This is a genomic window from Variovorax sp. VRV01, assembly GCF_014852545.1.
GTDB classification, from domain to species: domain Bacteria; phylum Pseudomonadota; class Gammaproteobacteria; order Burkholderiales; family Burkholderiaceae_C; genus Variovorax; species Variovorax beijingensis_A.
The window spans coordinates 269,436-284,008 of the sequence record NZ_JACVBS010000003.1; the positions used below are offsets into that span (position 1 = coordinate 269,436).

15 protein-coding genes are annotated in these 14,573 nt (G+C 68.3%); 5 read left to right on the forward strand and 10 right to left on the reverse strand.

What is annotated here, in order from left to right; genetic code table 11:
- Window positions 1–7: 7 nt before the first annotated feature.
- Genes chvE through IB278_RS07535 form a run of 3 tightly spaced genes read right to left on the reverse strand, consistent with a single transcriptional unit; the run spans window position 8 to window position 3,563 of the window.
- Window positions 8–1,078 carry a multiple monosaccharide ABC transporter substrate-binding protein gene (chvE, locus tag IB278_RS07525; protein WP_145740841.1) on the reverse strand — a complete coding sequence of 357 codons (1,071 nt, stop codon included), beginning with the start codon at window positions 1,076–1,078 and terminating at the stop codon, window positions 8–10.
- 11 nt (window positions 1,079–1,089) lie between these two features.
- Window positions 1,090–2,055 (reverse strand): ABC transporter substrate-binding protein, encoded by a 966-nt coding sequence (locus IB278_RS07530; RefSeq protein ID WP_192323094.1) that lies wholly within the window; start codon window positions 2,053–2,055, stop codon window positions 1,090–1,092.
- Between the two features lie 56 nt (window positions 2,056–2,111).
- Entirely contained in the window at window positions 2,112–3,563 is a 1,452-nt protein-coding gene (locus IB278_RS07535; RefSeq protein ID WP_145740837.1) for an aldehyde dehydrogenase family protein, read from the reverse strand.
- Window positions 3,564–3,721: 158 nt separating this feature from the next.
- Here IB278_RS07535 and IB278_RS07540 point away from each other — a divergent pair, with 158 nt between their 5' ends.
- Complete coding sequence (locus IB278_RS07540; RefSeq protein ID WP_192323095.1) at window positions 3,722–4,681, forward strand: LysR family transcriptional regulator; 960 nt, start codon at window positions 3,722–3,724, stop codon at window positions 4,679–4,681.
- Here the strand turns inward: IB278_RS07540 and IB278_RS07545 are convergent, their stop codons facing one another.
- Window positions 4,682–5,458 (reverse strand): SDR family NAD(P)-dependent oxidoreductase, encoded by a 777-nt coding sequence (locus IB278_RS07545; protein ID WP_192323096.1) that lies wholly within the window; start codon window positions 5,456–5,458, stop codon window positions 4,682–4,684.
- A 137-nt stretch (window positions 5,459–5,595) separates the two neighbouring features.
- Between IB278_RS07545 and IB278_RS07550 the strand changes: the two genes are divergently transcribed.
- Complete coding sequence (locus IB278_RS07550; protein WP_192323097.1) at window positions 5,596–6,549, forward strand: SMP-30/gluconolactonase/LRE family protein; 954 nt, start codon at window positions 5,596–5,598, stop codon at window positions 6,547–6,549.
- On the opposite strand, the gene IB278_RS07555 is transcribed toward IB278_RS07550, so the two are convergent.
- The gene (locus tag IB278_RS07555) at window positions 6,539–7,426 is read right to left on the reverse strand and encodes a LysR family transcriptional regulator (RefSeq protein ID WP_192323098.1); all 888 of its coding nucleotides are present in this window, start codon (window positions 7,424–7,426) and stop codon (window positions 6,539–6,541) included. The two genes, IB278_RS07550 and IB278_RS07555, sit on opposite strands and share 11 nt — an antisense overlap.
- Before the next feature lie 117 nt (window positions 7,427–7,543).
- On the opposite strand from IB278_RS07555, the gene IB278_RS07560 reads away from it, so the two are divergent.
- Together IB278_RS07560 and IB278_RS07565 are read left to right on the forward strand one after the other, a co-directional pair.
- Entirely contained in the window at window positions 7,544–8,416 is an 873-nt protein-coding gene (locus IB278_RS07560) for an NmrA family NAD(P)-binding protein (RefSeq protein ID WP_192323099.1), read from the forward strand.
- A complete protein-coding gene (locus IB278_RS07565; RefSeq protein ID WP_192323100.1) occupies window positions 8,413–8,661 on the forward strand; it encodes a DUF2798 domain-containing protein in 249 nt (82 codons plus the stop codon). Before IB278_RS07560 ends, IB278_RS07565 begins: the two co-directional genes overlap by 4 nt.
- Here the strand turns inward: IB278_RS07565 and IB278_RS07570 are convergent.
- From IB278_RS07570 to IB278_RS07580, 3 genes are all read right to left on the reverse strand, one after another.
- A complete protein-coding gene (locus tag IB278_RS07570) occupies window positions 8,640–9,713 on the reverse strand; it encodes an aldose epimerase family protein (protein WP_192323101.1) in 1,074 nt (357 codons plus the stop codon). The genes IB278_RS07565 and IB278_RS07570 overlap by 22 nt on opposite strands.
- Window positions 9,710–11,356 carry a Mur ligase gene (locus IB278_RS07575; protein WP_225612788.1) on the reverse strand — a complete coding sequence of 549 codons (1,647 nt, stop codon included), beginning with the start codon at window positions 11,354–11,356 and terminating at the stop codon, window positions 9,710–9,712. Before IB278_RS07575 ends, IB278_RS07570 begins: the two co-directional genes overlap by 4 nt.
- 90 nt (window positions 11,357–11,446) lie before the next feature.
- Window positions 11,447–12,322, reverse strand: a complete 876-nt coding sequence (locus tag IB278_RS07580) for a LysR family transcriptional regulator (protein WP_145740824.1) — start codon at window positions 12,320–12,322, stop codon at window positions 11,447–11,449.
- A 138-nt stretch (window positions 12,323–12,460) separates the two neighbouring features.
- On the opposite strand from IB278_RS07580, the gene IB278_RS07585 reads away from it, so the two are divergent.
- Window positions 12,461–13,441: a DMT family transporter gene (locus IB278_RS07585; RefSeq protein ID WP_192323102.1), complete on the forward strand. Its 981-nt coding sequence runs from the start codon at window positions 12,461–12,463 to the stop codon at window positions 13,439–13,441.
- On the opposite strand, the gene IB278_RS07590 is transcribed toward IB278_RS07585, so the two are convergent.
- Both IB278_RS07590 and IB278_RS07595 read right to left on the reverse strand, forming a co-directional pair.
- Entirely contained in the window at window positions 13,414–13,977 is a 564-nt protein-coding gene (locus IB278_RS07590) for a GNAT family N-acetyltransferase (protein WP_192323103.1), read from the reverse strand. The genes IB278_RS07585 and IB278_RS07590 overlap by 28 nt on opposite strands.
- A gap of 1 nt (window position 13,978) precedes the next feature.
- Window positions 13,979–14,566 (reverse strand): helix-turn-helix domain-containing protein, encoded by a 588-nt coding sequence (locus IB278_RS07595; protein WP_192323104.1) that lies wholly within the window; start codon window positions 14,564–14,566, stop codon window positions 13,979–13,981.
- Window positions 14,567–14,573 lie beyond the last annotated feature (7 nt).

Here is a 14,573-nt window from a genome sequence, read left to right on the forward strand (position 1 = left end):
CCGACGCTCACTTGACCTGGCTTTCCTTGTAGTAGCCGCTGTCGACCAGCACCTGCTTCCAGTTGCCGCCGTCCACGCTCACGGGCTTGAGCAGGTACGAGGGCACCACCTTGATGCCGTTGTTGTAGGTCTTGGTGTCGTTCACCTCGGGCGTCTTGCCCGACAGCATGGCGTCGACCATGGCCACCGTGACCTTGGCCAGCTCGCGCGTGTCCTTGAACACGGTCGAGGTCTGCTCCTTGCGCAGGATCGACTTGACCGACGGGATCTCGGCGTCCTGCCCCGACACCACCGGCATCGGCTGCGACGCCGAGCCGTAGCCCACACCCTTGAGCGACGAGAGAATGCCGATCGACAGGCCGTCGTACGGCGACAGCACCGCATCGACGCGGTCCTTGGTGTAGTAGGCCGACAGCAGGTTGTCCATGCGGGCCTGCGCCACCGCGCCGTCCCAGCGCAGCGTGCCGACCTTGTCCATGCCCATCTGCTTGCTGCGCACCACCAGCTTGCCGCTCTTGATGTACGGCTCCAGCACCGACATCGCGCCGTTGTAGAAGAAGAAGGCGTTGTTGTCGTCGGGCGAACCGCCGAACAGCTCGATGTTGAACGGGCCCTTGCCGCTCTTCAGGCCGAGCGCCGCCTCGATCGACTGCGCCTGCAGCACGCCGACCTGGAAGTTGTCGAAGGTGGCGTAGTAGTCGACGTTCTTCGAGCCTTTGATGAGCCGGTCGTAGGCAATGACCTTCACGCCCTTGTCGGCGGCCTTCTGCAGCACGTCGGACAGCGTGGTGCCGTCGATGGCCGCGATGACCAGCACCTTGGAGCCCTTGGTCACCATGTTCTCGATCTGCGCGAGCTGGTTCGGAATGTCGTCGTCGGCGTACTGCAGGTCGGTCTTGTAGCCCTTCTCCTTGAAGTACTTGACCATGTTGGCGCCATCGGCGATCCAGCGCGCCGACGACTTGGTCGGCATCGAGATGGCGATCGGGCCCTTGTCCTGCGCATGCGCGAGCGGCGCGATGCCGGCGATGGCCAGTGCGATGCCTGCGAGCGAGGCCTTGAGGAAGTTGCGTTTCATGGTTTGGGCTCTCAGTACTTGCGATTGGGAAACTCTTTGGCGGCGACTTCCATCGGGAAAATCGTCTCTTCGGTCACGATGCGCTTGGGCAGCGGCTTGCCGGCCTTGATGTCCTTCACGGCGCTCATCAGCTGGGGGCCGAGCAGCGGGCTGCATTCGACCGACACGTTGAGCTTGCCGGCGATCATGGCTTCGAAGGCACCCTTGACGGCGTCGATCGAGATGATCGTGATGTCCTTGGCCGGCTTCAGGCCCGCTTCCTCGATGGCCTGGATGGCGCCGATGGCCATGTCGTCGTTGTGCGCGTAGAGCACGTTGATCTTCTTGCCCTCGGCCTTCAGGAAGGCTTCCATCACTTCCTTGCCCTTGGCGCGCGTGAAGTCGCCGGTCTGCGAGCGCAGGATCTTGAACTTGGGGTCGGCCTTGATGATTTCCTCGAAGCCCTTCTTGCGGTCGATGGCCGGTGCCGAGCCCACGGTGCCCTGCAGCTCGACGATGTTCACGTCGCCCTTCTGGTCCTTCATCTTCTCGACCAGCCAGCGGCCCGCCTTGCGGCCTTCCTCGACGAAGTCGGAGCCCATGAAGGTCACGTAGAGCGAGTCGTCCTTGGTGTTCACCGATCGGTCGGTCAGCACCACCGGGATCTTCGCGGCCTTGGCCTCGCGCAGCACGGTCTCCCAGCCCGACTCGACCACCGGCGAGAAGGCGATCACGTCCACCTTCTGCGCGATGAACGAACGGATCGCCTTGATCTGGTTTTCCTGCTTCTGCTGCGCGTCGGAGAACTTGAGCTCGATGCCGGCTTCCTTGGCCGAGGCCTTGATCGACTCGGTGTTGGCGGTGCGCCATTCGCTCTCGGCGCCCACCTGGCTGAAGCCGAGCACGATCTTCTTCTGCGCCAGCGCAGTGGCAGGCAGGAGCCCGCCGATCGATGCGGCGGCGAGTGCGATATTGAGGGTGCGGCGATTGAGTTTCATTGGAATGTCTCCTTCTTTCTGAGTGCTTGCTTGTTGATGAAAACCATCCGTGGTGGTCAGGCCAGCATGTAGCCGGTCTTGACCGTCGTGTAGAACTCCGCGGCGTGGCGCCCTTGTTCGCGCGGCCCGTAGCCCGACCCCTTGCGCCCGCCGAAGGGCGCGTGGAAATCCACGCCCGCCGTCGGCAGGTTGACCATCGTCATGCCGACTTCGGCATGGCGCCTGAAATGCATCGCGTGCTTGAGCGAGTTGGTGCAGATGCCCGCGCTCAGGCCCGAAGGGGTGTCGTTGCACAGCGCCAGCGCCTCGTCGTAGTCGGCCGCGCGCAGCACGCAGGCCAGCGGGCCGAAGATTTCCTCGCGCGCGATGCGGTGCCCGGGCGTGGCCAGGAACAGTGCGGGGCTCATGTAGTGGCCGGCGGTTGCGCGCTGCAGCGGCTCGCCGCCCCACACATGCTCGGCGCCCTCCTCGCGCGCAATGCCGACCCAGGCCAGGCTGCGCGCCAGCCGCTCTTCATCGACCAGCGGCCCGACGTCGACGCCGCGTTCCAATGCATGGCCGATCTTCAGCGCCTTGAGCCGTTCGCGGAGCCGCGAGACGAACGCGTCGTGCACCGCGGCCTCGACGATCAGCCGGCTCGATGCCGTGCAGCGCTGGCCGTTGGAAAAATAGGCGCCCTGCACCGCGCAGTCGACCGCATGGTCGATGTCGGCGTCGGCCAGCACCACGAGTGCATTCTTGCCTCCCATCTCGAGCTGCACCTTGGCGCGCCGCGCGGCGGCCGCCTGCAGGATGCGCTCGCCGTTGCGCGCCGAACCGGTGAAGCTCAGGGCATCGACCAGCGGGCTGTCGACCAGTGCCTGGCCCGCCTCGCGGCCGCTGCCCATCACGAGGTTGAACACGCCCGCGGGCAGTGCGGCGCGGCTGATGATCTCGGCCAGCGTCCAGCCGCAGGCCGGCGCCAGTTCGGCGGGCTTGAACACCACGCAGTTGCCGTGCGCGAGCGCCGGCGCAATCTTGGTTGCCGGCACCGCGAGCGGCGAGTTCCACGGCGTAATGAGCCCGGCCACGCCGACCGGTTCGCGCGTGACGTCGACCTGTACGCCCGCGCGCAGCGAGGCCATGTTCTCGCCGCCGCCGCGCAGCGCCTCGCCCGCGAAGAACTTGAACACCTGCCCCGCGCGCGCCGCCTCGGCCACCGCTTCGGGCAGGGTCTTGCCGACCTCGCGCGCCAGCAGCAGGCCCAGTTCGTCCTTGCGCGCCAGCAGTTCGGTGCCGATGCGGTCGAGCACGTCGGCCCGGCGCTGCGGCGTGCTGTGGCTCCAGTGGGAAAAGGCGTCGGCGGCCGCGCGGATCGCGGATTCCACCTGGCGGCGATCGGCGCGTGCGTATTCGGCCACCACTTCGCTGGTGTCCGAAGGATTGGCGCTCACACCGGTGGTCGCGCTGGTTTCCCAGCGGCCGTTGATGTATTGCCGCACGTTCTGATGGATCTCGCCGTGAATCACCTGCGCGCCGACCTTGTCTCTCGTTTTGGAAAAGTGCGGCGAGTCTATGAACAGAATTGATATCAATCCAATCATTTTTTCGACAAAATGCATATCAATCGCTGGATTCTGGAAAACCCTCTGAGCACAAAGCTCTCACAAACAACAACCCACGAGACATGACCAACTACAACCACTGGTTCATCCGTGCGCGCCTCAAGACGCGGCAGCTGCTCTTGCTGGTGGCGCTGGCGGAGGAAGGCAACATCCACCGCGCGGCCCAGGTGCTCAACATGACCCAGCCGGCCGCTTCCAAGCTGCTGAAGGACCTGGAGGACGTGCTGGAGGTGCCGCTGTTCGACCGGCTGCCGCGCGGCATGCGCCCCACCTGGTACGGCGAAACCATGATCCGCCACGCCCGCGTGGCGCTGGCCAGCCTGAACCAGGCGCACGACGAACTCACCGCGCTGAAGGCCGGCCGCTTCGGCCAGGTGGGCGTGGGCGCCATCACCGCGCCGGGCCTCACGCTGATGCCGCCCGCGGTGGCGATGGTGAAGCGCGAGCAGCCCGATTTGCGCGTGTCGCTCGAGATCGAGACCAGCGCGGTGCTGATCGAGCGGCTCGAGCAGGGCAAGCTCGACATCCTGGTGGCGCGGCTCTTCGCCGAGCACGACAAGTCGCAGCTGCGCTACGAGGCGCTGGCCGAGGAGCCGGTGTGTGCGCTGGTGCGCCCCGGCCATCCGCTGCTGGGCATGAGCGGCCTCACGCTGCGCGACGTGGTGGGCGCCGGCTGGATCGTGCCGCCCGCGGGCAGCGTGCTGCGCCACCGCTTCGAGCTGATGTTCCAGGAGGAGGGCCTGGTGCCGCCGAACAACATCATCGAGAGCTCGGCCCTGCTCTTCATCACGCGCATGCTGCAGCAAAGCGACATGGTGGCCGTGCTCGCGACCGACGTGGCGCGCTACTACGCCGCGCACGGCATCGTGTCGCTGCTGCCGCTGGACATGCCCTGCCACATGGACGCCTTCGGCATCATCACGCGCACCGACCGGCTGCTGTCGCCGGCCGCCAAGGTGATGATGAAGGCGCTGAAGACCGCGAGCCTCAGCGTCTACGGCCGGAAACTAGAGATGGACTGATCAGGTCCAGCCCGCATCCACGGTGAACTCCTGCGCGGTGCACATCTTCGCGTCATCCGACGCGAGGAACAGCACCATGCGCGCGATGTCCTCGGGCATCAGCTTGTCGGGCAGGCACTGGTTGCGCTTGAGCGATTGCTCGCCCTCGTCGTCGAGCCACAGCTGCACCTGCCGCTCGGTCATCACCCAGCCGGGCGACACGGTGTTGATGCGGATGCGGTCGCGACCCAGTTCCACCGCCAGGCCGCGCGTGAGGCCGTTGACCGACGACTTGGCAATCGCATAGCAGGGATAGCCCGAGCCCTTGGTCTGCCAGCCCGTGGAGCCCAGGTTGATCACCGAGCCGAAGCCCAGCCGCCGCATGCCCGGCACCACCGACTGGATCGCGAACAGCGCGGGCCGCTCGTTGATGGCCATACGGTTGTCGTAGTAGTCGGGCGTGACCGATTCGAGCGTGTGGCGGTCGTCGCTCGCCACGTTGTTGACCAGCACCGCGAAGTCGCCGAGCTCGGCGGCCGCATCGGCAATGGCTTTTTGCAAAGCGCCGATGTCGCGCACGTCGCAGGCGCGCCACCATGGCGCGGCATGGCCTTCTTGTGCGATGCGCTGCGCGAGCGCGGCGCTGGCGCCCTCGGCAATGTCGACGAAGGCCACGCGTGCGCCCTGCGCGGCGAACGCGGCCACCATGGCCGCGCCAATGCCGCTGCCGCCGCCGGTGACGAACACCGTGCGGCCCTTCAGGCTGGGATGGATCGAAAGCTGCGGGGAATCCTTCAAGATGGGTGTCTCCAGAGAGCTGGCTGTGACATTGCAAAATCGATATCACTTTATGCCATATAGTTTGGTTTCTATTATCAATATGCCTTGATACGATCCGCCGCGTCAAGGACCGAGACAACAAAGGCGCAAAACAAATGACCCAGACCGGCAGCACCGCATCCACCCCCACGCCCCTTGGCGTGCCATCGATCCTCGGCCAACCCGAATGCCTGTGGCCCGCGGGCGCCACGCTCGGCGAAGGCACGCTGTGGTCGCCGCGCGAACGGGCGCTCTACTGGATCGACATCCTCGAACGCCGCCTGTACCGGCTCGATCCGGCCAGCGGCGCGCGCCGCAGCTGGCAATTCGACGAGGAGATCACCGCGCTGGCCGAGCGCGCGGACGCGCCGGGGCTGATCGTCACGATGCGCCGCGGCTTCGCCTTCTTCGACCCCGCGGTCGATGCGGCGCCGCGCTACCTGCATCAGCCCGAGCCCGACCGGCCCGGCAACCGCTTCAACGACGGCAAATGCGACCGGCAGGGCCGCTTCTGGGGCGGCACCATGGACTTCGATTGCGTGGCGCCCACCGGCGCGCTCTACCGCTTCGACGCCGACGGCCGCTGCACGCGCCACGACGACGGCTTTGCGGTGACCAACGGGCCGACCTGGTCGCTCGACGAACGCACGATGTACTTCAACGCCACGGTCGAAGGCTGCGTCTACGCCTACGACTTCGACAGCACGGCCGGCACCGTGGGCAACAAGCGGGTGTGGCTTCGCTTCGCCGAGGGCGACGGCCTGCCCGACGGCATGACGACCGACGCGGCCGGCCGCCTCTGGATCGCGCGCTGGGGCGGCCATTGCGTGAGCTGCCACGACCCGGTGAGCGGCGCCGAGCTGTGCCGCATCGAACTGCCCGCGAGCAACGTCACGGACTGCGCCTTCGGCGGCGAGGACCTGTGCACGCTCTACATCAGCACCGCGCGCAGCGGGCTCACGGCCGAACAGCTCGAGGCCGAGCCGCTGGCCGGCGGATTGTTCGCGGTGCGCATCGGCAGCCCCGGCCTGCCCGCGGCCGAGTTCGGCGCGGCGGCCGTCAAGGCCTAGGCAGGTTCTCGGCGGCGAAGTCCGCGAACAGCTTCGCCCTTGCCTGGCTTCCCCTGGCGGCGGGCCACACCACGTGCACCGGTATTTCGGGCGGTTCGAAATCAGTCAGCACCAGCTCGACGCGGCCGCCCTCCAGCAGATGGCGAATCTGCCAGAGCGGCGTGAAGCACAGGCCCAGGCCCTGCGTCACGGCCGCATAGATGGCCGCCGTGTTGTCGGCCCGGAACCGCCCCGAGACCTTGACCCGCCTTGGCCTGCCGTTGATCGTGAACGGCCAGTGCGCATCGGTCTCGTGCGTGGTCCGCACGAGGCACTGGTGGCCGGCCAGGTCTTCGGGCCGCTGCGGGCGGCCATGGCGCTCGAAATACGCCGGAGCGCCCGCCACGATCATGCGCAAGCCGCCGAGCCGCCGGGCGGCGAGTTCGGAGTCGGGCAGTTCGCCGATGCGGATGGCGAGGTCCAGGTCGCCGTCGATCAGGTTCACGAAGCGGTCCGAGGCGGTGAGTTCCACTTCCATGGCCGGATAGCGCCGCATGAAGGCGGCGATCAGCGGCACCACGAAAGCCGGCGCGAACTGCACCGGCGCGGCAATCCGCAGCAGTCCCCTGGGCGATGCGAGCTGGCTGCTCGCCTCGGCGGCCGCCGCATCGATTTCGGCAAGCGCCGCCCGCACGCGGCGGTGGTAGGCGAGGCCGACCTCGGTGACCGAGGACTGCCGCGTCGTGCGCCGGAGCAGCTGCACGCCGAGGCTGCGTTCCAGCGCGCCGAGCGAGCGGCTGACCGACTGGACCGAGCGCCCGAGGTGCCGCGCCGCTGCGCTCTGGCTGCCGTGGTCGACGATGGCCACGAAGGCCCGGATGTCCTGGATCTGCTCCATGAGATCTTTCCGTTTTGAATGAAGGTCTATGTCGATTTGCATGGATTCTCAAACTTTTCGGCAATTCGTATCGTTCTTCGGCCGCGGTCTTGAACCGCTCAACCGAAGGAGAGATGCATGCAAGAGCAAAGAAAAACCACCGTACTGGTGGTCGGCGCGACCGGCCGGGTCGCGCACTGGGTGGTGTCTGCCCTGCTGGCGCGCGGCGCCGCGGTGCGCGCGCTGGTGCGCAACGAAGAAGGCGCACGCGCCGCCCTGGGCAACGGCGCGGCCGAAGCGGTCATCGGCGACCTGCGCGACCCGGCGAGCCTTGCGCGCGCGGCCGCGGGCGCCGGCGGCGTGTTCCACATCGGCCCCGCCTTCCAGCCCGACGAAGCACGGATGGGATGCAACATGGTGGCCGCAGCCGCCGGCGCGGGCGTGCGGAAGTTCGTTTTCTCCTCGGTGATCCAGCCCACGCACGCCACGCTCGCCAACCATGCGAGCAAGGTCGCGGTCGAGACGGCGCTGTTCGAATCGGATCTTGAATACACGCTGCTGCATCCCGCCAACTTCTTCCAGAACCTGAATGCCGCCTGGCCCGCCATCGTGAAGGACGGCGTGCTTGCCGAGCCCTACCCCGTTTCCACGCGCATCGCCCGGGTCGACTTTCGCGACGTGGCGGAAGTCGCCGCCCTCGCGCTGACGGGCGACCACCTCGCCTTCGGCAGCTTCGAGCTGTGCGCGCCTGACCGCTTCAACCGGCTTGAAATCGCGCGCATGGCCAGCGAGGCGCTGGGGCGCCCGGTGTGGGCCGAGCAATGGAGCTTCGGCGACTGGGTTGCGCGGGCCAATCCGCCCTACGACGAGCGCCAGCGCCAGCTGCTCTCGAGGGTGCACGCGCACTATGCCGCGCACGGGCTCGGCGGAAATCCACTGACGCTGCGGGCGATCCTCGGCCGCGAGCCGCGCACCTTGAACCAATACATCCAGGAGCTGGCCCGCCCATGAACCGCAGAAAACTTCCCGCCCGCTATGCGGGCATCGTCATGCCGTTTTTCCTTTCGGTCTTCATGTCCTGCATCGTCGCCGGCGTCTCCACGCTCAAGAGCGTGGGGCTCGCGAGCGGGCTCCTGCAGATGTGGATGAGCGCCTGGGGTGTCTCCTGGCTGGTCGCGTTTCCGTCGCTGCTGGTGGTGCTGCCGGTGGTCCGCAGGCTCGTTGCGGCCACGGTTCAGGAAATGCCGAAGCGGTGAAGCGTGCTGCTGCCGAACACCTCTCCCGGCCGCAGCACCGTCGAAGGAAAGTCCGGCTGGTTCGGCGAATCGGGGCAGTGCTGTGTTTCCAGGCACAGCCCCGCGCCGCGCCGCAAGCTCTCGCCATCGGCACCGCGCAGGCTGCCGTCGAGGAAGTTGCCCGAATAGAACTGCAGCGCCGGCTCGGTCGTGTGCACCTCCATCACGCGCCCGGACGGCGGGTGCTCGAGCCGCGCCGCCAGCGCGAGCCCGTCGGGCCCGCGGTCGAGCACCCAGTTGTGGTCGTAGCCGCCGGCGACGCGCAACTGCTCGTGCGGCGCATCGATGCGCGCGCCGATGGGCGTGGCCGCGCGGAAGTCGAACGGCGTTCCGGCCACCGGCGCGAGGCCGAGGGGAATCAGGCCCGCATCCACCGGGCAGTAGCGGCTCGCGGGAATCGTGAGCCGATGGTCCAGCACCGCACCCTCGCCCGCGAGGTTGAAGTAGTCGTGATGGCTCAGGTTCAGCACCGTGGGCCGGTCGGCCACGGCGCGGTAGTCGATGCGCCAGGTGTTCTCGCTGGTGCTGAGCGCGTAGCGCACCGTCACCTGCACCTCGCCCGGAAAACCCTCTTCGCCGTCGGCGCTGGTGTAGCGAAGCTCGATGGCGATGTCGCCCGCCGCGCTGTCCGCCGGCACCGGCTCGATCTGCCAGAAGCGCGTGCCGAAGCCCCGGTGCCCGCCATGCAGCGAGTTGGCGCCGTTGTTCAGCGGGAGCTGGTGCGCAACGCCATCGAGCGTGAAGCACCCGCCTGCGATGCGGTTCGCGTAGCGCCCGACGATGGTGCCCAGGTGCGGATGCGGGCCGAGGTAATCGGCAAGGCTCGGCAGGCCGAGCACGATGTTGCCGCTGTGCCCATGGCGGTCCGGCACGTGCAACGCAGTGACGATGCCGCCATGGTTGATGGCGCTCAGGCGCAGGCCCCGGCCGTTGTCCAGGGTGTATTCGGTCACGACGCGCCCGTCGGGCATGCGGCCGAATTGGCGGGAGGTGATATTGCTGCTGCTGTTCATCGACGGTGCTTCCAGTAGGCAATGAGCCCGGACAGATAGTGCTCCACGTCGTCGATGCGAACGCGGAAGCTGTGGTGCTTGATGAAGAACGAACCGGCAATGCGGTCCGGGTTGCGGAAGAACATCGCGAGTTCGGGCCAGAAGTAGCCGTTGGCCAGGTAGCGCGCGCGATGCTCGAGCGCGCGGTCGAACTTGGCGCGGTCGAAGCCCTCGAGCAGCGGGCGCAGCGCGGGGTCGGCGGCCAGGCGCTCCACCATCTCGCGCGCAGCCATCATGAGCTCGAGCAGGGTCGGGAAGGTGGTGATGCGCTCCAGCACGAAGTCCAGGTAGTCGGCCACGTTGCGCAGGCCGAACTGGTAGTAGCGCGTTTCGGGCCGATACCGCGTGAGCTCGTTGACGCAGTAGCTCAGCCAGTGGTCGTGCGCGCGCCAGTGCTCCGCGGTAATGAAGTGCTCGAAAGCCTTCTCGACCACGGCGAGCCAGCGCTCGTCCCGCGTGAGGCCGTACAGGCGCATCAGGCCGAAGGCCGCCTCGCCGTCGTAGTAGATGACGCGGAATGCGTCCTTCACCTCGAGCGACGGGTAGTTCAGCACGTGCACGAAGCGCCCGGTGGCCGGATCCTGCATGGCCTGGATGCCGAGCGCGAGCTGCTCCATCAGCGGCAGGTATTGCGGATCGCCCGTGAGCTCCGTGTATTTGACGAGCGCCAGCAGGCACACCGCATTGCCGCCGAGCTTGACCTCGTCGCCGATGTCCAGCAGGTAGGCCGCGCGCGTGCCGCCGGGCAGCTCGGCCTGGCGGATCAGCCGCTGCGTCAGCAGCGACAGCGAGCGGTCGATGGCCGCCTTCTGGCTGTCGCTGCGGGTCAGCTCCCAGGCCTCGAGCAGCGCATAGGTCGAGCTCGCGTGGCGCAAGGTGTTGTAGGTGGGAATCGCGCGGTCGAAGCACGGGAACCAGCCGTAGTGGAACTCGCCCGTGGGCTTGATCTGCGCCGCGAGATAGTCGCTCGCGCTGTCCACCAGGCTGCGCACCTGGCCGGCGCCCCACTCGGGCAGCGTGCGGTAGCCCGCCGCCTGTCCCTTGGGGGTGATGGGCCACGCGCCCTCCGCATCGGCATAGGCCGCGCGCGTGGTGAAGCACCACACCGGCGCCGCGTCGTCCTGCGGAAAATCGAGCTCGACACCGAAGCGCCGCTTCGCATGAAGGCGCAGGTTGCCCGGATTGGGCTCGGCATGGCCCACCATGCCGTTGTAGAAGATGGCGCTGCCGTTGATCTCCGGCGCGAGCAGCGCCGCGTCGAACGCCGCATCGAGGGACACGCCCTGGTTGAAGTAGTTGCGCTTGGTGCGCGCCAGGCGGTCCTTCAGCGCGCCCCAGCTCATGGGCTCGACCTGGTCGACCAGCTCCACGCGCACGCGGCGCGGCTGCATGCCGATGCGCTGTGCGAGCGCAATCGCCGCATCGCTGGCCTTTTGCCAGGCCTGCTCGGCGCTTTCGGCGCGCCCGGCGACCACGCGCGCGCGGCTCGCGCCGTCGCCCAGCGCAATCAGCACCACGCAGCCGGCCTCGGGCGTGGCGGCGGCGCCGGGCAGCGTGCCGTCCGGAGCGGCCAGGAGCTGCCTGGCGCGGTTCAACAGATCCATGGAGAGAGTCGGTTCTTGGGTCATTGCAGGCGCGAATGATGACAGGCCGCGCGCGCCCGCTGCAAATTCGGCGGCCTCTACGCGCGCCGCTCAGGTCCAGGTTTCGAGCACCGCGCTGCGCACCGCCTCGACGGCGCTCGCGTGCCGGCCTTGCGCCGCGAGCCAGCACAGCCAGGTGCGCGAGCGCCAGCCGTTCCAGATCGCGAGCTCGCCGTTGCGCTCGCCCTGCTCGGCCTGGTCGAGCCGCAGCAGGCCCGCGCCCATGCCGCTTGCGACCATGCTGCGCACGGCGCTTTCGCTGTCGGCCGTGCGGCCCTGCCGGTAGTCGCGGCCGGCACCCGCGAACAGCTTCTCGAGGTGCGTGCGCAGGATGCACGTGGGCGGCGTGCCCACCCACGGCAGCTGGGTGAGTTCGTCGAGCGTGAGGCCCGGGTGGGCCTCGGAAACCGGCAGCGGCAGCGCCACGACCAGCTCGACCGGAACCAGGCGCAGCAGCTCCATGCCTTCGACCTGCTCGCTGTCGCTGAGCGCGTAGGCGCAGTCGAGCTCGCCGCGCTGCACCGCCGCCAGGGTCTCGAACGACAGGCCCTGCCGCAGCTGCAGCGTGACCTGCGGATGGCGCTCCGCAAGCTTGACCAGCACCTCGCCGAGCCTCAAGGCCACCGGATCGACCACGGTGCCGAAGCGCACCACGCCCTGCGCCGCGCCGCGCAGCTGTTCGGCGGCCGAGCGCATGCGCATGGCCGAGGCCAGCGTGCGTTCGGCTTCCTCGAGCAGGCTGCGCCCGGCCTGCGTGGGCACCATGCCGCGCGGCGTACGCTCGAACAGCTTCACGCCCAGCTCGTCCTCCAGTGCCTTGAGCTGCGCGCTGACGGCCGGCGCGCTGGTGAACACGCGCTCGGCGGCGCGGGTGAGGCTGCCCTCCTTCGCAATAGCAACGAAGGTCTTCAGTTGGTAGAGCTCCATGGCCCAAATTGTGAGCGCTGGCGCGGCCCGCGTCCGTTCGTTTTTTCGGAGACCCCCGTCCAAAGAAGCGAATGGCCGCACCGCGCGGAAAAGCCGAAGCTTGGCGCCATCGATTCAATGCAACGAGGCTCGCACACCATGTTCACCGCCAATCCACGCCCGCTCGGCATTGCCGCGCTGCTGCTCGCCACCTCCGGATGGGGCGCCATGTTCCTTGTCGGCAAGGACGTCCTGCCGCACGTCGAGCCCGTATGGCTCACGCTGATCCGCTACAGCATGTCGGCCCTGCTGTTCGCTGCGCTGCTGCTGCCGCGCGGCGCGGCGCCCTGGCGCAAGCTGCGCCTGCACGCGCTGCCGCTGGCGCTGCGGGGCGCCGCGGGCTTCGGCGTCTTCAGCGTGATGCTGTTCGTCGGGCTCGCGCATTCAGTGCCCTCGCACGGCGCGGTGATCGTGGCCACCACGCCCATGACCACGCAACTGGTGCGCTGGGCCTTCGACGGCGTGCGGCCCGCGCGCCTGGCGCTGCTGGCGACGGCGCTGGCGCTCGCGGGCGTCGCCATGGTGTCGGGCCTGCTCTTCGGCACCGCTTCTTCGTCCGCCGGCTCGACGCTCTTCGGCGATGCGGTCGCCTTTGCCGGCACGCTGGGCTGGATCTGGTACACGCGCGGCGCGGCGCGCTTTCCCACGCTCGACGTGGTCGAGTATTCGGCCCTCACCGTGCTGGCTTCCTGGCCGCTGCTGCTGGCGGGCGCGCTGATCGCCACCGCCTTCGGCGCGAGCCATGCACCCACTGCCGAGGGCCTGCGCCTCTCGTGGCACGCGCTGCTGTTCGTGGGCCTGGTGCCGTCCGCCATCTCCGTGCTGGCCTTCAACTACGGCGTGCGCACGCTGGGTGCCGTCACCGGCACGGCGTTCCTGAATTTCGTTCCGGTGTCGGCCTTGCTGATGGGCGTTGCGCTGGGCAGGCTGCCCTCGGCCCACGAGCTGGCCGGCATGGCGATGGTGGTCGGCGGGCTGCTGCTGCATACGGCCGTGAACCGCAGAGCCGCTGCGGCACCGGCGCCGCGCGCCGCAGGCAACAGCAACCCGGCCTACCGCACCTGCGGTGCCACGCGCTGATCCGGCAGCGTGCGATAGAAGTAGGTGGTGTCGCACGGCTCGCCACCGGGCAGCAGCGCATAGCCCGGAACGACGCCGACGCGCGTCCAGCCGAGCCGGGCATAGAGCCGCTCGGCCTCGGCGCTGGAGGTGTCGAGCACGAGCAGGGTCTTTCCGTATTCGAGGGCCAGCTGCTCGGCGGCCTGCATCAGCAGTGCGCCGATGCCCTGGCGGCGGGCACGCCGGTGCACGAGCATCTTCGAGACCTCGGCGCGGTGCGGCTGGTTCTCGGGTTGTGCGAGCACCAGCTGCACCGTGCCGACGATGCCTTGCGCGTCTTCGGCCACCAGCAGTGCGCGTTCTCCGCCTGCCACGCCCTCGGCCACGTGGCGCCAGAAGGCCAGTGCGCGCTCGCGCGTGAGCGGCAGCATGAAGCTGACCGAGGCGCCGCCTTCGACGCAGTCGACGAGCACGTCGGCCAGCTGGCGGACATGTGCGTCGTCGACGCTGGAGAGAACGCGGATGCGCGGCGCGGGGGTTGCTGCTGGCTTTGTCATGTCATCTCCAGGAAGAGGGCGAGGTGGCGATCACGACGGCATAGCGCGCGATCTGCCGCGTGGGGTTGTAGTAGCTGGTGGGGCGGTCGAGCACCAGCGCCAGGCAGTCGCCCGCGCCGAGCCGGTGGCGGTCGTCGCCGAGCGTGACTTCGATGCTTCCTTCGAGCACCCACACCTGCTGGTGAACCTGGGGTTCCCGCGCGCCGGTTTCGTAGGCCACGCGCGCCTTGGGCGGAAAAAGAACCTCGACGATATGGATCGGCGATGCGGAGCCGCCGGGCGACACGTTGCGGCGCACATAGCCCGAATGCGGATCGCGCCATTGCGGCTGGTCGGCCAGCCGCGACACCGGGCCCGGCTCGGGCAGGGGCACATCGAACAGCGACGCCAGCGGAACGCCGAGGCCGGTTGCGAGTTTTTCGAGCAGCACCGCCGTCGGGCTGCTTTCGCCCCGCTCGATGAGCGAGATCATCGAGCGGCTGACGCCGCAATGCGCCGCGAGCGCCTCGAGAGAAAGGCCGCGGTCGGCGCGCAGGTCTCGCACGCGCTGCGCGATGCGGTCGTTGAGGCTGGATGGCTGATTTTCCATAATGTCG